Annotated in this window: 19 protein-coding genes; 13 read left to right on the top strand and 6 right to left on the bottom strand. The window is 70.4% G+C overall.

The genetic code is table 11. The annotated features are described in order from the left end of the window. Position 1 precedes the first annotated feature (1 nt). From N787_RS01475 to N787_RS01425, 12 genes are all read left to right on the top strand, one after another. The gene (locus N787_RS01475) at positions 2 to 799 is read left to right on the top strand and encodes a formylglycine-generating enzyme family protein (RefSeq protein ID WP_034210259.1); all 798 of its coding nucleotides are present in this window, start codon (positions 2 to 4) and stop codon (positions 797 to 799) included. Further along, entirely contained in the window at positions 796 to 1,383 is a 588-nt protein-coding gene (locus N787_RS01470) for an SCO family protein (RefSeq protein WP_156968862.1), read from the top strand. The genes N787_RS01475 and N787_RS01470 overlap by 4 nt, the downstream gene beginning before the upstream one ends. Positions 1,384 to 1,486: 103 nt before the next feature. Further along, positions 1,487 to 2,932 carry a cytochrome-c oxidase, cbb3-type subunit I gene (ccoN, locus tag N787_RS01465; protein ID WP_034210257.1) on the top strand — a complete coding sequence of 482 codons (1,446 nt, stop codon included), beginning with the start codon at positions 1,487 to 1,489 and terminating at the stop codon, positions 2,930 to 2,932. A gap of 9 nt (positions 2,933 to 2,941) precedes the next feature. Then, positions 2,942 to 3,547, top strand: a complete 606-nt coding sequence (gene ccoO, locus N787_RS01460; RefSeq protein WP_034210255.1) for a cytochrome-c oxidase, cbb3-type subunit II — start codon at positions 2,942 to 2,944, stop codon at positions 3,545 to 3,547. 5 nt (positions 3,548 to 3,552) lie between these two features. Then, positions 3,553 to 3,696, top strand: coding sequence for a cbb3-type cytochrome oxidase subunit 3 (locus tag N787_RS14575; RefSeq protein ID WP_156968861.1), 144 nt, complete (start codon positions 3,553 to 3,555; stop codon positions 3,694 to 3,696). After that, positions 3,693 to 4,625 carry a cytochrome-c oxidase, cbb3-type subunit III gene (gene ccoP / locus N787_RS01455; protein WP_034210253.1) on the top strand — a complete coding sequence of 311 codons (933 nt, stop codon included), beginning with the start codon at positions 3,693 to 3,695 and terminating at the stop codon, positions 4,623 to 4,625. The genes N787_RS14575 and ccoP overlap by 4 nt, the downstream gene beginning before the upstream one ends. Further along, the gene (locus N787_RS01450; RefSeq protein WP_034210251.1) at positions 4,622 to 4,918 is read left to right on the top strand and encodes a hypothetical protein; all 297 of its coding nucleotides are present in this window, start codon (positions 4,622 to 4,624) and stop codon (positions 4,916 to 4,918) included. Before ccoP ends, N787_RS01450 begins: the two co-directional genes overlap by 4 nt. Positions 4,919 to 4,921: 3 nt before the next feature. Continuing rightward, positions 4,922 to 6,478 (top strand): 4Fe-4S dicluster domain-containing protein, encoded by a 1,557-nt coding sequence (locus N787_RS01445; RefSeq protein ID WP_034210249.1) that lies wholly within the window; start codon positions 4,922 to 4,924, stop codon positions 6,476 to 6,478. After that, positions 6,475 to 6,972, top strand: coding sequence for a FixH family protein (locus tag N787_RS01440; RefSeq protein WP_034210247.1), 498 nt, complete (start codon positions 6,475 to 6,477; stop codon positions 6,970 to 6,972). Before N787_RS01445 ends, N787_RS01440 begins: the two co-directional genes overlap by 4 nt. Further along, positions 6,969 to 9,344, top strand: a complete 2,376-nt coding sequence (locus N787_RS01435) for a heavy metal translocating P-type ATPase (RefSeq protein WP_034210246.1) — start codon at positions 6,969 to 6,971, stop codon at positions 9,342 to 9,344. The genes N787_RS01440 and N787_RS01435 overlap by 4 nt, the downstream gene beginning before the upstream one ends. Beyond that, positions 9,341 to 9,616, top strand: coding sequence for a cbb3-type cytochrome oxidase assembly protein CcoS (gene ccoS / locus N787_RS15445; protein WP_084590562.1), 276 nt, complete (start codon positions 9,341 to 9,343; stop codon positions 9,614 to 9,616). Before N787_RS01435 ends, ccoS begins: the two co-directional genes overlap by 4 nt. Further along, positions 9,616 to 10,332, top strand: a complete 717-nt coding sequence (locus N787_RS01425) for a sulfite exporter TauE/SafE family protein (protein WP_034210245.1) — start codon at positions 9,616 to 9,618, stop codon at positions 10,330 to 10,332. Before ccoS ends, N787_RS01425 begins: the two co-directional genes overlap by 1 nt. Positions 10,333 to 10,605: 273 nt before the next feature. Here the strand turns inward: N787_RS01425 and N787_RS01420 are convergent, their stop codons facing one another. Continuing rightward, positions 10,606 to 11,358 carry a helix-turn-helix domain-containing protein gene (locus N787_RS01420; RefSeq protein ID WP_034210244.1) on the bottom strand — a complete coding sequence of 251 codons (753 nt, stop codon included), beginning with the start codon at positions 11,356 to 11,358 and terminating at the stop codon, positions 10,606 to 10,608. Positions 11,359 to 11,365: 7 nt separating this feature from the next. Beyond that, positions 11,366 to 13,429, bottom strand: a complete 2,064-nt coding sequence (locus N787_RS01415; protein WP_034210243.1) for a S9 family peptidase — start codon at positions 13,427 to 13,429, stop codon at positions 11,366 to 11,368. 113 nt (positions 13,430 to 13,542) lie between these two features. Between N787_RS01415 and N787_RS01410 the strand changes: the two genes are divergently transcribed. Further along, positions 13,543 to 15,132, top strand: coding sequence for a peptide MFS transporter (locus tag N787_RS01410; RefSeq protein ID WP_034210242.1), 1,590 nt, complete (start codon positions 13,543 to 13,545; stop codon positions 15,130 to 15,132). 89 nt (positions 15,133 to 15,221) lie between these two features. Here N787_RS01410 and rfbD read toward each other — a convergent pair whose 3' ends face one another. The 4 genes from rfbD to rfbB are packed head-to-tail and all read right to left on the bottom strand — an operon-like array spanning position 15,222 to position 18,610. Continuing rightward, on the bottom strand, positions 15,222 to 16,118 hold the full coding sequence (rfbD, locus tag N787_RS01405; protein ID WP_034210240.1) for a dTDP-4-dehydrorhamnose reductase: 897 nt from the start codon (positions 16,116 to 16,118) through the stop codon (positions 15,222 to 15,224). Further along, complete coding sequence (rfbC, locus tag N787_RS01400; RefSeq protein WP_034210239.1) at positions 16,115 to 16,672, bottom strand: dTDP-4-dehydrorhamnose 3,5-epimerase; 558 nt, start codon at positions 16,670 to 16,672, stop codon at positions 16,115 to 16,117. The genes rfbD and rfbC overlap by 4 nt, the downstream gene beginning before the upstream one ends. Further along, positions 16,669 to 17,553, bottom strand: a complete 885-nt coding sequence (gene rfbA, locus N787_RS01395) for a glucose-1-phosphate thymidylyltransferase RfbA (RefSeq protein ID WP_034210237.1) — start codon at positions 17,551 to 17,553, stop codon at positions 16,669 to 16,671. The genes rfbC and rfbA overlap by 4 nt, the downstream gene beginning before the upstream one ends. Before the next feature lies 1 nt (position 17,554). Beyond that, the gene (gene rfbB / locus N787_RS01390) at positions 17,555 to 18,610 is read right to left on the bottom strand and encodes a dTDP-glucose 4,6-dehydratase (protein WP_034210235.1); all 1,056 of its coding nucleotides are present in this window, start codon (positions 18,608 to 18,610) and stop codon (positions 17,555 to 17,557) included. Between the last annotated feature and the right edge of the window lie 133 nt (positions 18,611 to 18,743).

The raw sequence follows: 18,743 nt of genomic DNA, 5'->3' as shown, positions 1-18,743 counted from the left end.
CATGCGCCCCGGCCTGCTGGCGGCGGCCCTGCTCGGCATCGGCGCCTGCGCCGGTGCCGTCGCGGCCGGCGCCGACACCCCCTGGCGCACGCTGCCGGGCGGCGAGTTCGCCTCGGTGCTGCGCTACGAGGACACCGGCGGCAAGGTCACGCTGCCGGGCTTCGCGCTGCAGCAGCGGCCGGTCACCAATGCCGATTACCTGGCCTTCGTGCGCAAGCACCCGCGCTGGCAGCGCGGCAAGGCGCCGGTGGTGTTCGCCGAGTCGCGCTACCTCGAGCACTGGGCGGGCCCGACCACGCTGGGCGCCAACGCCCTGCCGGACCAGCCGGTGGTGATGGTCAGCTGGTTCGCGGCCCAGGCCTATTGCGAAAGCATCGACGCCCGCCTGCCGACCTGGTCGGAGTGGGAATACGCCGCGGCCGCCGACGAAACCCGCGCCGACGCCCGCAGCGACCCGGCCTGGCGCGAACGCATCCTGGCCTGGTACTCCGTGCCCTCGGGCCGGCCGCTGCCCGCGGTGGGCCAGTCCGCGCCCGACGTGCACGGCGTGCAGGACCTGCACGGCCTGGTCTGGGAATGGGTCGAGGACCACTCGGCCATGCTGGTCTCGGCCGACAACCGCGAACAGGGCGACCCGGACGAGATGCGCTTCTGCGGCGCCGGCGCGCTGAGCATGGACGACCGCGAGAACTACGCCGTGCTGATGCGGGTGGCCATGCTGTCCGCACTGGAAGGCGACGACACCACCAAGAATTTGGGCTTCCGCTGCGCCCGCGACCTGCCCGGAGGCAAGCCATGACCCCCCTGCTGCGCGTCCTCGCGCTGGCCTGCCTGCTGCTGCCCGGCCTGGCCGCGGCGGCACCGGCCGCCCTGCCCGACGATTCGATCTACCTGCTCGAAGACACCTTCAGCGACCAGGCCGGCAAGGCCTTCACGCTCTCCGACCGCCGCGGCAAGCCGCAGCTGGTGGCGATGTTCTACACGTCCTGCCGCTACATCTGCCCGCTGATCGTGGACAGCGCCAAGGGCGTCGAGCACGGGCTCACGCCGGAGGAACGCGCCCGCCTGGGCATCCTGCTGGTCAGCCTCGACCCGGCCCGCGACGACACCGCGGCCCTGGCCTCCGTGGCCGGCAAGCGCAAGCTCGACCCCGCCCGCTGGACCCTGGCCCGCACCGAGGCCGCCGGCGTGCGCCGCATCGCCGCCCTGCTGGGCATCCGCTACCGCGCCCTGGCCGACGGCGAGTTCAACCACTCCAGCGCGTTGGTACTGCTCGATGCCGAAGGCCGCGTGCTGGCGCGCACCGAAACGCTGGGCTCCGTGCCCGACCCGGCCTTCCTGGCCGCGGTGAAGGCCGCGCTGGCGGGCCCGCCCGGCGGCTGAGGCCGCACCGGCGGGCACGCGGCATTCCGCGTGAATTGACCTCGGTCAAGCCGGGGTCTGGCCGTGCTGGGGATAATCACGCAACGAAACCGGGGATGATCCGATGACGCTGGACAACAAGGTGGAAACCTATAACGACAAGGTCGTCATGCAATTTGCAGTGATGACGGTCGTCTGGGGCCTGGTGGGCATGACGGTCGGCGTGCTGATCGCCGCCCAGCTCTACTGGCCCTCGCTGAACTTCGACACCGCCTGGCTGAGCTTCGGCCGGCTGCGGCCGCTGCACACCAATGCCGTGATCTTCGCCTTCGGCGGCTGCGCCCTGATGTCCACCAGCCTGTACGTGGTCCAGCGCACCTGCCACGTGCGCCTGTTCAGCGACAAGCTGGCGGCGTTCACGTTCTGGGGCTGGCAGGCGGTGATCCTGGCCGCCGCCATTTCGCTGCCGCTGGGCTACACGCAGGGCAAGGAGTACGCCGAGCTGGCCTGGCCGATCGACGTGCTGATCACCCTGGTCTGGGTCGCCTACGGCGTGGTGTTCTTCGGCACCATCGTCAAGCGCCGGGTCCGGCACATCTTCGTCGCCAACTGGTTCTACGGCTCGTTCATCATCGCGGTGGCGCTGCTGCACATCGTCAACTCGCTGGCCATCCCCGCCGGCCTGATGCACAGCTACCCGGTCTACTCGGGCGCCGTGGATGCGATGGTGCAGTGGTGGTACGGCCACAACGCGGTCGGCTTCTTCCTGACCGCCGGCTTCCTCGGGATGATGTATTACTTCGTGCCGCGCCGCGCCGGCCGCCCGATCTACAGCTACCGCCTCTCGATCGTGCACTTCTGGGCCCTGATCGCCATCTACATGTGGGCCGGCCCGCACCACCTGCACTACACCGCCCTGCCCGACTGGGTGCAGAGCGTGGGCATGGTGTTCTCGCTGATCCTGCTGGCGCCCAGCTGGGGCGGCGCGATCAACGGCGTCATGACGCTCTCCGGCGCCTGGCACAAGCTGCGCACCGACCCGATCATCAAGTTCCTGATCGTCGCCATCTCGTTCTACATGATGAGCACGTTCGAGGGCCCGATGATGTCGATCAAGACCGTCAACGCGCTCAGCCACTACACCGACTGGACCATCGGCCACGTGCACTCCGGCGCGCTGGGCTGGGTAGCCATGATCTCGATCGGCTCGATCTACATGGTAATCCCGCGCTGCCTGGGCCTGAAGGAAATGGCCTCGCTCAAGCTCATCGACCTGCACTTCTGGGTCCACACGATCGGCGTCGTGCTGTACGCGGCCTCGATGTGGATCGCCGGCATCGGCCAGGGCCTGATGGCGCGCGCCTCCAACGCCGACGGCACGCTGACCTACGCCTTCGTCGAGATCGTCAAGTTCAACTACCCCTACTACATGATCCGCTTCCTGGGCGGCGTGCTGGTGGTGGCCGGCATGGTGATGATGACGGTGAACATGTGGCGCACCTTCCAGCAGGCCAAGGGCCTGGTGGCCGCGCCCGTGCTGCCCGCCACCCCCGAACCCAGCCACGCCTGAGGACCCGACATGAGCCACGAGAAACTCGAGACCAACATCGGCTGGATGGCGATCCTGATCGCCGTCGTCATCTCCTTCGGCGGCCTGGCCGAGATCGTCCCGCTGATGTACCAGGCGGAGACCGTCAAGCCGCTGCCGGGCATCAAGCCCTACCCGCCGCTGGAGCTGGCCGGCCGCGACATCTACGTGCGCGAGGGCTGCTACAACTGCCACTCGCAGATGGTGCGCACCCTGCGCCACGAGACCGAGCGATACGGCCACTATTCGCTGGCCGGCGAGTCGGTGTACGACCGCCCGTTCCAGTGGGGCAGCAAGCGCACCGGCCCGGACCTGGCCCGCATCGGCGGCCGCTATTCCGACGACTGGCACCGCGTGCACCTGATCAACCCGCGCGACGTGGTGCCGGTGTCGAACATGCCCGCCTACCCGTGGCTGGCCGAAACCCCGGTGGACCCGGGCGCGGTGGCGCGCAACATGCGCGCGCTGCAGCGCATCGGCGATCCGTACACCGACGAGGAGATCGACGGCGCCGCCGCCGCGGTCGCCGGCAAGTCCGAACTCGACGCGCTCATCGCCTACCTCCAGGGCCTGGGCAAGCACGCGCCGAAGGGGTGACCGACATGCTTTCCGGAATCCTCACCGTGCTCGCGCTGCTCGCCTTCGTCGGCGGCGCCGCCTACGTGTACAGCGCCAAGCGCAAGCCCGAGTTCGACGAAGCCTCCCGCATTCCCCTTGATGAAGACCAGAGCGAGAACACCCCATGACGACCGGCTGGTCCCTCTACGTCATCTTCCTGGTGGTCCTGAACCTCGTGGCCACCACCTGGCTGCTGTGGTGGACGGCGCGCAGGCGCAAGTCCGACGGCAACAAGGACGCCGAAACCACCGGCCACGTGTGGGACGGTGACCTCACCGAATACAACAAGCCGCTGCCCAAGTGGTGGATCAACCTGTTCTACCTGACCATCATCTATTCGGTCGGTTACCTCATCTGGTACCCGGGCATGGGCAACTTCGCCGGCACCTCGGGCTGGAGCTCGGCGGGCGAGCACGACGCCGACAAGGCCGAGGCCGACAAGAAGCTGGCCGAAGCCTTCAGCCGCTTCGACGGCATGGCCATCGACCAGATCGCGAAGGACCCGGCGGCGGTGGCGTTCGGCGCCAGCCTGTACGCGAACCACTGCGCGATGTGCCACGGTTCGGACGCGCGCGGCGCCAAGGGCTTCCCCAACCTCACCGACGCCGACTGGCAGTGGGGCGGTTCGCCGGATGACATCCTGACCACCATCCTCAACGGTCGCCAGGCGGCGATGCCGGCCCTGGCGCCGGCCATCGGCGGCGACGTCGGCGTGACCGAGGTCGCGGCCTACGTGCAGAGCCTCTCGGGCATCAAGGCCGACCCGGCGCTGGTGGCGGCGGGCAAGGCGAAGTTCGGCGGCGTCTGCGCCGCGTGCCACGGCATCGAGGGCAAGGGCAATCCCGCGCTGGGCGCGCCCAACCTCACCGACGACGCCTGGCTCTACGGCAGCGACTTCAACAGCATCCGCGAGGCCGTCACCCTGGGCCGCAACGGCATGATGCCGGCGCATCTTCCGATCATCGGCGAGACCCGCACGCGCCTCGCCGCCGCCTACGTCTGGTCGCTGTCGCACGGCGACAAGGCCGAGGCCGGCGCACCGGCGGGAGCCCCATGAGGGTCGAGGCCGAGCGCGGCTTCGACCATCCGCCCCGGCCGCTCGCGCAGCGGCTCGGGGCGATCCTGTGGCCGAGCTTCTTCGCGGCGGGCGTGGCGACGATGGTGTTCTTCGCCTTCGTCGACCCGCTGCAGCTGCGCGACCTGACCTTCCCCGGGCTCGAGATCAGCCGCGGCGTGGGCTACACGATCGGCTTCTTCACCTTCTGGGCGTGCACGGCCAGCTCGAGCCTGTTCACCTGGATCCTGCTCAGGCCGGCGAGCCGCTTCAACCGCCCGCTGCCGAAGGACTGAGGGATGGCAGGCAAGATTCCGGTTGAACTGGTGGATGAGGTCGGCCTCTACGTCTCCGAGCGCAAGGTCTACCCGCGCGAACAGGGCGGCTTCTTCCAGACCCTGCGCAAGGCGGCCGTCATCTGGCTGCTGGGCATGTACTACGGCTTCGCCTGGCTGCAGTGGGACGACCGCCAGGCGGTGCTGTTCGACCTGCCGGCGCGCAAGTTCTACGTCTTTGGCCTGAGCTTCTGGCCGCAGGATTTCTTCTACCTGGCCCTGCTGCTGATCATGGCCGGGCTCACGCTGTTCTTCTTCACCGCGCTGGCCGGCCGGCTGTGGTGCGGCTACGCCTGCCCGCAGACGGTGTGGACCGAAGTCTTCATCTGGATGGAGCGCTGGACCGAGGGCGACCGCAACAAGCGGATGAAGCTCGACGCCGCGCCCTGGAGCCGCGACAAGCTGCTGCGCAAGGGCAGCAAGCACGTGCTGTGGCTGGTGTTCGCGCTGTGGACCGGCTTCACCTTCGTCGGCTATTTCACGCCGATCCGCGACCTGGCCGCGCGCCTGGCGCCCTATGAATGGGGCGGCTGGGAGCTGTTCTGGGTGCTGTTCTACTCGCTGGCCACCTGGGGCAACGCCGGCGTGCTGCGCGAGCAGGTGTGCAAGTACATGTGCCCGTACGCGCGCTTCCAGAGCGCGATGTTCGACCGCAACACCCTGATCATCGCCTACGACCCGATGCGCGGCGAGCCGCGCGGCGCCCGCAAGAAGAACGCCCTGGCCAGCGTGCTGCAGCGCGCCCGCGGCCTGCTGCCGATGGACGTGGCCACCAGCGCGGTGGTGCACGCGGCCCAGCACCGCAGCGCCGCCGACCTCAACGCCGGCGCGCGTGCCACCACCGGCCTGGTGGTGGATGCGCAGGACGGCCTGCCGCCACCGCCCGTGGTCGGTTCGCCCGAGGACCTGGGCGACTGCATCGACTGCACCATCTGCGTGCAGGTCTGCCCGACCGGCATCGACATCCGCAATGGCCTGCAGTACGAGTGCATCGCCTGCGGCGCCTGCGTGGACGCCTGCGATTCGGTGATGGACAAGATGGGCTACCCGCGCGGCCTGATCCGCAACACCACCCAGAACGCGCTCGACGGCAAGCCCTCGCGCATCCTGCGGCCGCGCATCTTCGTCTACGGCACCCTGCTGCTCCTGCTGCTGGTGGGCTTCGGGGTCGGCATCGCCACCCGCACGCCGCTGCTGGTGGACGTGATCCGCGACCGCAACGCGCTCTACCGCGTCGCCGCCGACGGCAGCATCGAGAACGCCTACCTGCTGCGCATCGTCAACAAGGAAGACCGCCCGCATGTGTTCAGCGTGCGCATCGAAGGCGCGCCGGAGATCGTGCTGGTGGAGGCCGGCGCCACCCACGCCGCCGCCCCCGAGGAAGTGCTGACGGTGCCGGTGACGCTGCGCGCGCCGGCCGGCAGCGTGAAGGGCCGCGCCGACCTGCGCTTCGTGGTCGACAGCGACGCCGAGGGCGTGCAGGCTGTCGAGGAAACCCGCTTCTTCGGCCCGATCCCATGACCGACACGCCCACCCGCCAGTGGCACCGCAACCCGGTGGCCTGGCTGATGATCGCGATTCCCGTCGCCACCGTCGTCGCCGGTTTCTGGACGCTGTGGCTGGCGGCCAGCGAGAGCGGCGTGGACACCCACCCCGACAAGGTGCGGCGCACCGCGCAGGTGCAGGTCACCTCGCTGGAACCGGACGAAGCGGCGGCGCGCCTGGGCCTGTCGGCCGAGCTCGCGTTCGACGGCGACGGCGTGCTGGTGCGCGTGCTGCCCTCGTCGGGCCCGGTCGCGCCACGGCTGCAGCTGGTGCATCCGATCGAAACCAGCCTGGACCGCGAGCTGGTGCTGTCGCCGCATCCGCGCGGCTGGCATGCGCCGGACGTAATGGCGGGCCAGGAGGCCTGGCACCTGCGCCTGGTCGCCGCCGACGGCAGCTGGCGTTTGGTGGGCCGCTATCGCCCCGGTGACACCGCGCTTCGCCTGGAGCCCGCGGTCCGCGCCGAATGAACCGCCCGCCCGGCCCCGCCTGCTTCCACTGCGGCGAGCCCCTGCCCCCCGACCCGCCCCGGGTCACCGTCGCCGGCGAGTCCCGCGCGGTCTGCTGCCACGGCTGCGGCGCCGCCGCGCAGTGGATCGCCGATGCCGGCCTCGACGACTACTACCGCCTGCGGCGCGAGGACGGCGCTCGCGTGGACGAAGCCGCGCCCGACTTCGCCAGCTGGGACCGCGCCGACGTGCAGGCCGGCCACGTGGTGCGCACGGCCGAAGGCGACCAGGTCACGGTGGTGGTCGAAGGCATGCGCTGCGCCGCCTGCGCCTGGCTGATCGACCGCGCGCTGGTGCGCGAGGCCGGCGTGCTGGAGGTCGGCGCGAACGCCATCACCGGCCGCGTGCGACTGCGCTGGGATCCGGCGCGGGCGCCGCTATCGCGGCTGCTGTCGCGATTGGCCGCGCTCGGCTACCGCCCGCACCTCGCGCAGGGCGAGGCCGCCGAACGCGAGCGCCGCCGCGAGCGCAACCGGCTGATCGCGCGCCTGGGCGTGGCGGTGCTGGGCGCGACCCAGGCGATGATGTTCGCCGAGGCGCTCTACCTCGACACCGCCAACCAGATGGCGCCGGCCACGCGCGATTTCTTCCGCTGGATCACCTTCCTGGTGTCGACGCCCGTGGTGTTCTTCTCGGGCTGGCCCTTCCTGGCCGGCATGGCGGTCGAGCTGCGGCACCGGCGTCCCGGCATGGACACGCTGGTGGCCAGTTCGGTGCTGCTGGCCTACTTCGCCAGCCTGTTCGAAACCCTGCGCGGCGGGCGCCACGTCTGGTACGACGCGGCGGTGATGTTCGTGCTGTTCCTGCTGGCCGCGCGCTTCCTCGAGCTGATGGCGCGGCGGCAGGCCAGCGCGCGGCTCGACACGCTGGCGCGGGCGCAGCCGGCGCTGGCCTGGCGGCGCACTCCCGCGGGCCGCGAGCAGGTGCCGGTGGCCGCGCTGAAGGCCGGCGACGTCGTGCTGGTGGGCGTCGGCGAGGCGGTGCCGGCCGATGGCGAACTGCTCGAGGCGGCGGCGTCGTTCGACGAATCCCTGCTCACCGGCGAATCGGTGCCGGTGGCGCGCCAGCCTGGCGACGCGCTCTACGCCGGCAGCGTCTGCCGCGAGCAAGCCGCGGCGATGGCGGTGCAGCGCACGGGGTCCGACACGCGGCTGTCGCAGCTCACGCGCGCCGTCGAGCAGGCGCAGGCGCAGCGGCCACGCGCGGCGCGATTGGCCGATGCGGTGGCGACGCGGTTCGTGTCGGCGCTGTTCGTGGTGGCGGCGCTGGTGTTCTTTGCGTGGTGGCAGTTCGAGCCCGAGCGCGCGTTCGAAGTGGCGCTGGCGGTGCTGGTGGTCAGCTGCCCCTGCGCGCTGTCGCTGGCGGTGCCGGCGGCGCTGGCCACCGCGCACGGCACGCTGGCGAGGATGGGCGTGCTGGCGCTCGGCGCCGATGCGCTGGAGTCGCTGGCGCGCGCCGATACCGTGGTGATGGACAAGACCGGCACGCTGACCACCGGCCGGCCGGTGCTGGCCAGCGCGGAGGCGATGGACGGCGGCGACGCGGCGCCGTGGCTGCGGATCGCGGCCGCGCTGGAGCGGGACGCCGGGCATCCGATCGCCGCCGCCTTCCTACGCGCCGACGCGCCCGCGGCCAGCGCGCTGCGCGCGCATCCGGGCCAAGGCATCGCCGGATTCGTCGAGGAGCGCCCGTATCGGCTGGGGCGCGCCGACTTCGCCGCGGCGCGGGCCGACGACGGCGCGCTCTGGCTGGGCGACGGCGCCCGCGCCTTCGCGCGCTTCACGCTGGAAGATCCGCCGCGCGCCGATGCCGCGGCGGCGATCGCGGCCTTGCGAATGCAGGGGCTCGCGCCGCGCATCCTCAGCGGCGACGGCCACGCCGCGGTCGCCCGCGTGGCCGGGTCGCTGGGCGTGGAGGCCCACGCCGCGCGCCAGTCGCCGGAGCAGAAGCTGGCCGCGGTGCGCGCGCTGCAGGCCGACGGCCATCGCGTGCTGATGCTCGGCGACGGCATCAACGACGCCCCCGTGCTCGCCGGTGCCGACGTCTCGCTGGCCATGGCCGACGGTGCCCCGCTGGCGCACCGCGCGGCCGACCTGGTGCTCACCGGCTCCTCGCTGGTGCGCGTGCCGCAGGCCGTGGCGCTGGCCCGGCGGACGCAGCGCGTGATCCGGCAGAACCTCGGTTGGGCGCTGGCCTACAATCTGGTGGCCCTGCCCTTCGCCGCGCTGGGTTGGGTGACGCCGGGGCTGGCCGCGCTGGGGATGGCGGCCTCCTCGCTGGTCGTGACCGCCAACGCGCTGCGCCTGGGCCGTTTCGAGGACTCCGCGCCATGAACATCCTGCTCGCCCTGGTGCCGATCTCGCTGGTGCTGCTGCTGGTCGCCATCGGCGCCTTCCTGTGGGCGGTGCGGCGCGGGCAGTTCGACGACCTCGACACGCCCTCGCTCGACATCCTCGGCGACGACGAGCGCCCCGCGCCGGCGCCCGGGCGCGACCCTGCGCGCGACACGCGGCCGAACGCGCCGCCCAACACGGCGCCCAACACGATGCACAACGCGCCGCACGTCGCGCCGCACGTCGCGCCGCCACCGCGCCAGGACGACTGATGCCGGTCGATCTCACCGTCCTGCTGGCGGCCCTGCTCACCGGCCTGCTCGGCGGGCTGCACTGCGCGGCCATGTGCGGCGGCATCGCGACCGGGCTGGCCGCGTCGCTGCCGAAGCCGGGATTCGGGCCGGCGTTCGCGCTCAACGGCGGCCGGCTGCTGGGCTACGCGCTGGCGGGCGCGATCGTCGGCGGGTTCGGGGGTGGCTTGCTCACGCTGGCGCGCTCGGACGGACTGGCCACGTCACTGCGCGTCGCGATGGGCGTGGTGCTGCTGGTGGCGGCCGCGCGGCTGCTGTGGCCCGCGCGCCTCGGATTCGTTGCGCGCGGCGGCCAGTGGTTCTGGCAGAAGCTGCGGCCGCTGCAGGCGCGCGTGGTGCCCGCGGCCGGTCCGCTGCGCCCGTGGGTGCTGGGCCTGTTCTGGGGCTGGCTGCCCTGCGGCCTCTCGACCACCCTGCTGGCCGCCGCCTGGCTCGAGGCCAGCGCCCTGCACGGCGCCCTGCTGATGCTCGCCTTCGGCACCGGCACCCTGGCCACGATGCTGCCGATCACCTGGAGCGGCGCGCGCCTGGGCGGCCTGCTGCAGCGCCGCGGCTGGCGCGTCGGCGGCGCCGCGGTGATCGCCTTCGCCGGCATCATCACGATGGCCGGCCCCTGGCTCGCCACCCAACCCGCCGTCCACGACATCCTCGTCGCCCTCGGCTGTCGCTCGGTCTGACTTTTTTTGACGCGGATTTACGCGGATGAAATGCGGATAGAGCGAGGAAGCCAAGAGTGAGCCGGGGCGAGTGCGGCGGGTCACGCAAAGGTCGCAACAAAGAACCAAGGAGAACAAAGGGGTCAGAGCAATTATTTGTTTCAAACAAATAATTACTCTGACCCCTTTTTTCTCGCCGGGAACCACTCCAGCCTTTGCTTTATCCGCGCTTATCCGCGTAAATCCGCGTCAAAAAAGCATCGGGACTGAAGTCCCTCCCACAGGGCCCGAGGGTCAGGGGTGGGCGCGGGAGGCGGGTTTGGCGGGGCCGTGGACCATGGCGTCGAGGCGGGCCATGTCCAGGATCTGCAGCTGGCGGCCGCGGACGGAGATGATGCCGTCGTCCTGCATCCTGGTCAGCGTGCGGCTGACGGTTTCGATCACCATGCCGAGGTAGCTGGCGATGTCCTCGCGGCTCATGGGCAGCATGAACTGGTCGCCGGGGCGGCCGAGCAGCTTGTAGCGTTCCGACAGCCCGTGCAGGAACAGCGCCAGCCGCTCCGGCGCCTGCCGCCGGCCGAGCATTTCCATGTGCGTCTGGTCGCGGTTGATGCCCTGGCCGATGATGCGCAGCAGCTGGTGCTGCAGGCCCGGCACCTTCGAGCACACGTGCTCGAGCTGGGTGAGCGGGATCTCGCACACGGTGGCGCGGGTCAGCGCCTGCGCCTCGCAGGCGTGGTGGCCGCTGCCCAGCGCGTCCAGGCCCATCAGCTCGCCGGGCAGGTGGAAGCCGATCACCTGCACGTCGCCGTCCTGGTTGGTGGCGAGGGTCTTGAACGCGCCCTCGCGCGCCACGAACAGCGAGCCCAGGTTCTGGCCCGCGCGGAACAGGGTTTCGCCCTGCTCCAGCGGGCGCTTGTTGCGCACGATGTCGTCGAGCTGCTGCAGGTCGCTGCCGCCGATGCCGGCCGGCAGGCACAGCACGTGCAGCGAACACTGCGCGCAGCTCTTGCGCAGTCTGTCTAGGTCGACGACCTGGGCGCTCACGGGGGGCTTACTCCTTCGTCCAGCGCTTGAGCCAGTCGTTCACCGCGTCATGCCACTGCACGCTGTTGTGCGGCTTCAGGATCCAGTGGTTCTCGTCCGGGAAATACAGCAGCTGGCTTTCGACGCCGTTGCGCTGCGCCGCGCCGAACGCGGCCAGGCCCTGCTCCACCAGCACGCGGTAGTCCTTCTGGCCGTGGATCACCAGCATCGGCGACTTCCACTTCGAGACGTGGTTGATCGGGTTGAACTGCTCGTAGTTCTGCGGGACCTGCACCGGCGTGCCGCCGTTCTCCCACTCGGTGAACCACAGCTCCTCGGTGTTGAAGCCCATGATGCGGGTATCCACCACGCCGGCATGGTTGACCAGGCACTTGAACGCATCCGGCCAGTTGCCGGCGATCCAGGCCACCATGTAGCCACCGTAGCTGCCGCCCAGCGCGCAGGCGCGGTCGCCGTCGAGGAAGGAATACTTCTGCTGCGCGAAGGCCCAGCCCTTCTGCAGGTCTTCCAGCGGCTTGCCGCCCCAGTCCTGCGAGATCGAGTCGGTGAAGGCCTGGCCGTAGCCGGTGGAACCGTGGAAGTCGATCATCACCACCGCGAAGCCCTGGCCGGCGTAGGTCTGCGCGTTCCAGCGGTAATGGAAGTTGTCGCCGAAGCTGCCCTGCGGGCCGCCGTGGATCAGGAAGGCCACCGGGTACTGCTTGCCCTCCTCGTAGCCCACCGGCTTCACGACGTAGCCGTAAACCGTCTCGTCGTTCCAGCCCTTGAAGCTGAACTGCTCGAATTCGCCGAACGCCAGGTCCTTGAGCGCTTCCTCGTTGGCGCGGGTGACCTGGCGCGCGGCGCTGCCGTCGGCGCGGGCGACGAAGGCCTGGCCCGGCGTGTCGAGGTCGCTGACCACGTAGGCCAGCGTGTCGCCGACCAGGTCGAAGCCCGCCAGCGTGCCGCCGGCAACCACCTTGGTCGCGGCGCCGGTCGCGATCTCGACGCGGTAAAGCGGATACGTGCCGAGGTCCTGCGTGGTGGTGTAGATGGACTTGCCATCGGCCGAGAGCGTGATGCTGCTTGCCGAGCGGTCCCAGTCCGGCGCGATCTCGCGGGTCTTGCCGCTGGCCAGGTCCATCGCCATCAGCGCGAGGCGGTCGGCCTCGAAGCCCGGGCGCTTCATCGCGCGGTAGTACAGCGTCTTGCCGTCGGCGCTGAACACCGGGCCGGTGTCCATGGCCGGGTTGGACGCGGTCAGGTTCTGCGGCGCGCGGCGGGCGCGCACCCAGACGCGGTGCAGGTCGAAGTTGGTGGACCAGGCCTCGCCGCGGTCGGCGGCGCGCACGCTGTAGACGATCGACTGGCCGTCCGGCGCCCAGGCGTACTCGCTGGCGTCGCCGAAGGGCTTGGACGGGATGTCGCCGGGCACGCCGGCCGACACGCGCACCGGCTCGCCCGAGGCCTTGCCGTCGGCGCCGAAGCGGGCGACGAACAGCTGGTTCAGGCGGCCGTCCATCCAGGTGTCCCAGTGGCGCACGAACAGCTTGTCGTAGAGCACGCCGGTGGTCTTGGCCGCGGCCTTTTCGTCCAGCCGCACCTTGGTGCAGGCGAGGTCGGCGCAGTCGGGGAACACTTCGAAGCTCACCGCCACCGACTGGCCGTCGGGCGCGAGCTTGTAGCTGCCGACGTCGAGCGGGAAGTCGGTGACCTGCACGGCGTCGCCGCCGGCCACGCCCTGCTTCCAGAGCTGCTGCGAACCCGACTTGGCGCTGAGGAAATAGACGTGCGCGCCATCGGGCGAGAACGCCGGGCTGTTCACGCTGAAGCCCTCGGCGGTGAAGCGCACCGGCGGCGCCGCGTCGCGGGCCAGCAGGTCCTCGATCCACAGGCCGGTGCTGGCCTTGTTGGCCTCGAAATCGACCTCGCGCACCGCCACCACCAGCTTGCGGCCGTCGGGCGACAGCGTCGGCGAGGACACGCGGTCCAGCGTGACCATGTCGCGGGCGTCGAAGGGACGGGCGGCCTGGCTGGCGGCGGGCAGCAGGGCCGGCAGCAGCAGGGCGATCAGGGCGGGACGCAGGGTCATCGAATCGGCCTCCGGTGGCGAGGCCCCCATGGTAGGCAGCCGGGGCGGGGGACGCAAAGGCGACCTTGGTACAGGGATGGCTATACTCGGCCGTCCTGCCACGGAGCCACCCTGTGACCCACAACGCTGCCCTATCCGCCCAGTCGGGCGAACTGCTCGGCCACCCCAAGGGGCTGTTCGTCTGCTTCATGACCGAGATGTGGGAGCGCTTCGCCTTCTACGGCATGAAGACGCTGCTGCTGCTGTACCTCACCAAGTACCACCTGTTCGCCGACGCCGACGGCTACCTGCTGCTGGGCACCTACGCCGGCCTGGCGTACGCGCTGCCGCTGCTGGGCGGCCTGCTGGCCGACCGCTACCTGGGCATGCGCAAGGCGGTGATCTTCGGCGGCCTGCTGCTGGTGCTGGGCCAGCTGGGCATGGCCTACACGGGTGACGCGGCCACCGGCATCCAGGGCCAGGGCGTGCGCGACGAGTTCGCGCTGCAGGTGATGTACGCCTCGCTGGCCCTGATCGGCGTGGGCGTCGGCTTCCTCAAGCCCAACATCTCCACCATCGTCGGCCGCCTGTATGCCGACAACGACCCGCGCCGCGATTCCGGCTTCACCATCTTCTACATGGGCATCAACGTCGGCGCCTTCCTGGCCTCGATCGTGGTGGGCTATATCGGCGAAACAATTGGCTGGGGCTGGGGCTTCGGCCTGGCCGGCGTGATGATGGCGCTGGGCCTGGTGCAGTTCGTGCTCGGCCAGAAACACCTGCTGGGCCAGGCCGAGCCGTCCGACCCGGTGGCGCTGCGCGCGCCGGTGTTCGCCGGCATCTCGCGCGAGTGGATGATCTACCTGGGCGGCCTCGTGCTGGCGGTGGTGGTGTGGCAGGTGCTGCAGACCCGCGTGAGCTTCGCGCCGCTGACCGCGATGCTGGGCGGCCACGAGCCGACCCTGACCGAAGTGGTCGCCGTGCTCATGGGCGCGGCGCTGTTCGCCTGGTTCATCCGGCTGATGCTCACCGACCTGACCCGGGTCGAGAAGGGCCGGATGATCGTGCTGATGGTGCTGATCGTGGTCAGCGCGCTGTTCTGGGGCCTCTACGAGCAGAGCTACGGCCCGTGGGTGGCGATGGCGGACCGCGCGATGGACCGCGATACCTTCGGCATCACCTGGACCGCCGGCCAGACCACGGCCTTCGGCGCCCTGTTCGTGATCCTGTTCTCGCTGCCGTTCGCGTGGCTGTGGCCCAAGCTCGACAAGATGGGCATGAACCCGAGCTACCCGGCCAAGTTCGCCTGGGGCCTGGTGTTCTGCGGCCTGGCCTTCGGCGTGCTGGCCTGGTCGGCGGCGAACCCGGGCAGCGACGGGCTGGTCAGCGTGTGGTGGCTGGTCCTCGCCTACGCCGTGCTGGTGGTGGGCGAGATGGTGCTGTCGCCGATCGGCCTGGCCGCGGTGACCTCGCTGTCGATCAAGCGCGCGGTGGGCCTGATGATGGGCGCCTGGTTCCTGTTCTCGGCCTTCGGCGAAATCATCGCCGGACGCATGGGCACCTGGGCCTCGATCGCGCCCAATGCCGACGGCAGCTTCGACATCCCGCGCGCGCTGGGCGTCTACTCCAGCGTGTTCACCGACATGATGTGGATTGGCCTGGCCGGCGGCGTGCTGATGTTCGCGCTGACGCCGCTGCTCAAGAAGCTGATGCGCCCGGACTGATCCCAAGGATGAATGTAGGAGGGCCTTCAGGCCCGAAGCTTTTCGGCGAAGAGCTTCGGGCCTGAAGGCCCTCCTACCGGTTTACCGGGTTAGCGGGCCAGTTCGTCGAGGACGTCGGACAGGCCGTCGCGCCAGTCGCCCAGGCCGGTGCCGAAGTCACGCGCGAAGGCGCTGGAATCAAGCCGTGAGTAGGCCGGGCGCTTCGCCTTGGTCGGGTACTGGTCGCTGGTGATGGCTTCCAGGGTCGGCGCCGCGGCCAGCAGGCCGCGGGCCACTGCACCTTCGAAGATGGCCGCCGCGAACTCATGCCAGCTGCACTCGCCCTCGGCGGCGAGGTGCCAGGTGCCGCTGGCGGCCGGCGCGACGTCCAGCGTGCCGGCCAGCGCCGCGGCGATGCGGTGGGCCGCGGTGGGCGCGCCGACCTGGTCGGCGACCACGCGCAGGTGGCCGCGTTCGCGCGCCAGGCGCAGCATCGTCAGCAGGAAGTTGCTGCCGCGCGCGGCGTACACCCAGCTCAGGCGAAAGATGCGGTGCGTGGCGCCGCTGTCGCGAACGGCCTGCTCGCCCTGCCACTTGCTGAGGCCGTAGGCGCCCAGCGGGGCGGCCGGATCGGTCTCGACCAGCGGCCGGCGGGCGCTGCCGTCGAACACGTAGTCAGTGGACAGGTGCACGAAAGGAACGCCCGCGGCGGCGCAGGCGCGGGCCAGCACGCCCGGGGCCTCGGCATTGATGCGGTGGGCGAGCTCCGGCTCGTCCTCGGCGCGGTCGACCGCGGTGTAGGCGGCGGCATTCACCACCCAGTCGGGGCGAACCGCATTGACCAGCCCAGCCAGGCTGGCGGGTTCGGAGAAATCGGCGGCGAGGCAGGCCGAGCCGTCCGGCAGCTGGCCGCTGCGGGTGGTGGCGATGAGTTCGCCGCGGGCGGCCAGCGGCCCGCGCAGGGCATCGCCGACCTGCCCGTTGGCGCCCAGCAGCAGGATCCTCATCCGGCGTAGACCGGCAGGCGATCCTCGGCGACGTCGGCGAGGAAGGGCGCGACCGCGTCCTTGGGCGAGAGCAGCGGCTCGGACACCGGCCAGTCGATGCCGAAGGTGGCGTCGTTCCAGCGCAGGTTGGCGTCGGCGGCGCGGTCGTAGGGCGCGGTGACGAGGTAATGGAAGGTGGCGCGTTCGGACAGCACCACGAAGCCGTGGGCGAAGCCCTCGGGGATCCAGAACTGGCGCTTGTTCTCGGCCGACAGCACCACCCCGACCGAGCGGCCGAAGGTGGGCGAGCCGCGGCGGATGTCGACGGCGACGTCGTATACCTCGCCCTCGAGCACGCTGACGTACTTGGCCTGCGGGTTGGGCCACTGGTAGTGCAGCCCGCGCAGCACGCCGCGCACCGAGGAGGACACGTTGCCCTGCACGAACACGGGCGAAAGCCCGTGCTCGGCGAAGGCGGCGCGGTTCCAGCTTTCGAAGAAGAAGCCGCGGTCGTCGCCGAACACCTTCGGCTCGAACATGAGGCAGCCCGGCAGGGCGGTCTCGGTCACTTTCACTTTACGACCCCGCGCTGCACCAGCGACAGCAGGTACTCACCGTAGCCGTTCTTGGCCAGCGGCTTGGCCAGGGCCTGCAGCTGGGCGTCGTCGATCCAGCCGTTGCCCCAGGCGATCTCCTCCGGGCAGCAAACGCGCAGGCCCTGGCGTGCCTCGATGGTCTCGATGAAGTTCGATGCCTCCAGCAGCGACTGGTGGGTGCCGGTGTCGAGCCAGGCGTAGCCGCGGCCGAGCTGCTCGAGCTGCAGCGCGCCTTCCTCGAGGTAGCAGCGGTTGAGATCGGTGATCTCGAGCTCGCCGCGCGGCGAGGGCTTGAGCGCCGCCGCGAACTCCGGCGCGCGGCCGTCGTAGAAGTACAGGCCAGTGACGGCGTAGTTCGACTTCGGCTTGGCCGGCTTTTCTTCCAGGCCCACCACCTTGCCGGTGGCGTCGAACTCGGCCACGCCGTAGCGCTCCGGGTCGCGCACGTAATAGCCGAACACCGTGGCGCCGTGCTCGCGCGCGTCGGCGCGCTGCAGCAGCTCGGTCAGGCCGGTGCCGTGGAAGATGTTGTCGCCCAGCACCAGGCAGCTGGGCTGGCCGGCCAGGAACTCACGGCCGATCAGGAAGGCCTGGGCCAGGCCGTCCGGGCTCGGCTGCACGGCGTATTCGATCTTCATGCCCCACTGCGAACCGTCGCCCAGCAGGCGCTTGAACAGCTCCTGCTCGTGCGGGGTATTGATCACCAGCACTTCGCGGATGCCCGCCAGCATCAGCACGCTGAGCGGGTAGTAGATCATCGGCTTGTCGTACACCGGCAGCAGCTGCTTGCTGACCGACTGCGTGATCGGATACAGCCGGGTGCCGGAGCCGCCGGCGAGGATGATTCCCTTGCGCGCCATGTCAGGCCTCCGTGCCGATGCGTTCGAGGCGGTAGCTGCCGTCGAGCACGCGGTTCACCCAGGCCTCGTTGGCCAGGTACCACTCGACCGTGGCGGCCATGCCTTCCTCGAAGCTGACCGTGGGCGCCCAGCCGAGCTCGCCCTGGATCTTGCTGGCGTCGATGGCGTAGCGGCGGTCGTGGCCGGGGCGGTCCTTGACGTAGGTGATCTGCGACTCGCGCGGCTGGCCGTCGGCGCGCGGGCGGCGCGCGTCGAGCAGCGCGCACAGGGTGCGCACCACGTGGATGTTCTCGCGCTCGGCGTCGCCGCCGACGTTGTAGGTCTCGCCCACGCGCCCGGCCTCGAGCACGCGGCGGATGGCGCTGCAGTGGTCCTTCACGAACAGCCAGTCGCGGACGTTGCGGCCGTCACCGTAGACCGGCAGCGGGGCGCCGGCCAGGGCCTTCTGGATGATCAGCGGGATGAGCTTCTCGGGGAACTGGAACGGGCCGTAGTTGTTCGAGCAGTTGGTGGTCAGCACCGGCAGCCCGTAGGTGTGGTGGAAGGCCCGCACCAGGTGGTCGGACGCGGCCTTGGACGCCGAATAGGGCGAATTGGGCGCGTACGGCGTGGTTTCGGTGAACTTGCCCTCGTCGCCCAGCGAGCCGTAGACCTCGTCGGTGGAGACGTGAAGGAAGCGGAAGCCGTCCTTCGCCGCGCCTTCGAGCGACTTCCAGTAATCGCGCGAGGCCTCGAGCAGGGCCAGGGTGCCGACCACGTTGGTCTGCACGAAGGCCGCCGGGCCGTCGATCGAGCGGTCGACGTGGCTCTCGGCCGCGAAGTTGATCACGGCCTGCGGGCGGTGCTCGGCCAGGAGCTTGGCCACCAGTTCGCGGTCGCCGATGTCGCCCTGCACGAACACGTGGTTCGGGTTGCCGTCCAGCGACGACAGGGTGTCGAGGTTGCCGGCGTAGGTCAGCACGTCGAGGTTGATGACGCGAACGCCCGACGCGACCGCGTCGAGCACGAAGTTACCACCGATGAAACCGGCACCGCCGGTCACGAACCAGGTTTGCACTCAAGGACTCCTGCACGAAAACGCCCGGCCGGGGCCGGTGGGGGGGATGCGCGAAAAAAGGATCAGAACGGGATGTCGTCGTCCGGGAACGGATCGTCGTTGCGCGACGGGGGCGGCGCGCCGCCGCCGGAGC

It is taken from the genome of Arenimonas metalli CF5-1, assembly GCF_000747155.1.
Lineage (GTDB): Bacteria > Pseudomonadota > Gammaproteobacteria > Xanthomonadales > Xanthomonadaceae > Arenimonas > Arenimonas metalli.
This window is presented reverse-complemented; position numbering and strand designations above follow the sequence as displayed.

What these genes read in the sequence shown, in the direction of transcription:
- N787_RS01475 (WP_034210259.1), top strand. Translation starts at nt 2, where the DNA reads ATGCGCCCCGGCCTGCTGGCGGCGGCCCTGCTCGGCATCGGCGCCTGC.
- N787_RS01470 (WP_156968862.1), top strand. Translation starts at nt 796, where the DNA reads ATGACCCCCCTGCTGCGCGTCCTCGCGCTGGCCTGCCTGCTGCTGCCC.
- ccoN (WP_034210257.1), top strand. Translation starts at nt 1,487, where the DNA reads ATGACGCTGGACAACAAGGTGGAAACCTATAACGACAAGGTCGTCATG.
- ccoO (WP_034210255.1), top strand. Translation starts at nt 2,942, where the DNA reads ATGAGCCACGAGAAACTCGAGACCAACATCGGCTGGATGGCGATCCTG.
- N787_RS14575 (WP_156968861.1), top strand. Translation starts at nt 3,553, where the DNA reads ATGCTTTCCGGAATCCTCACCGTGCTCGCGCTGCTCGCCTTCGTCGGC.
- ccoP (WP_034210253.1), top strand. Translation starts at nt 3,693, where the DNA reads ATGACGACCGGCTGGTCCCTCTACGTCATCTTCCTGGTGGTCCTGAAC.
- N787_RS01450 (WP_034210251.1), top strand. Translation starts at nt 4,622, where the DNA reads ATGAGGGTCGAGGCCGAGCGCGGCTTCGACCATCCGCCCCGGCCGCTC.
- N787_RS01445 (WP_034210249.1), top strand. Translation starts at nt 4,922, where the DNA reads ATGGCAGGCAAGATTCCGGTTGAACTGGTGGATGAGGTCGGCCTCTAC.
- N787_RS01440 (WP_034210247.1), top strand. Translation starts at nt 6,475, where the DNA reads ATGACCGACACGCCCACCCGCCAGTGGCACCGCAACCCGGTGGCCTGG.
- N787_RS01435 (WP_034210246.1), top strand. Translation starts at nt 6,969, where the DNA reads ATGAACCGCCCGCCCGGCCCCGCCTGCTTCCACTGCGGCGAGCCCCTG.
- ccoS (WP_084590562.1), top strand. Translation starts at nt 9,341, where the DNA reads ATGAACATCCTGCTCGCCCTGGTGCCGATCTCGCTGGTGCTGCTGCTG.
- N787_RS01425 (WP_034210245.1), top strand. Translation starts at nt 9,616, where the DNA reads ATGCCGGTCGATCTCACCGTCCTGCTGGCGGCCCTGCTCACCGGCCTG.
- N787_RS01415 (WP_034210243.1), bottom strand. Translation starts at nt 13,429, where the DNA reads ATGACCCTGCGTCCCGCCCTGATCGCCCTGCTGCTGCCGGCCCTGCTG.
- rfbD (WP_034210240.1), bottom strand. Translation starts at nt 16,118, where the DNA reads ATGAGGATCCTGCTGCTGGGCGCCAACGGGCAGGTCGGCGATGCCCTG.
- rfbA (WP_034210237.1), bottom strand. Translation starts at nt 17,553, where the DNA reads ATGGCGCGCAAGGGAATCATCCTCGCCGGCGGCTCCGGCACCCGGCTG.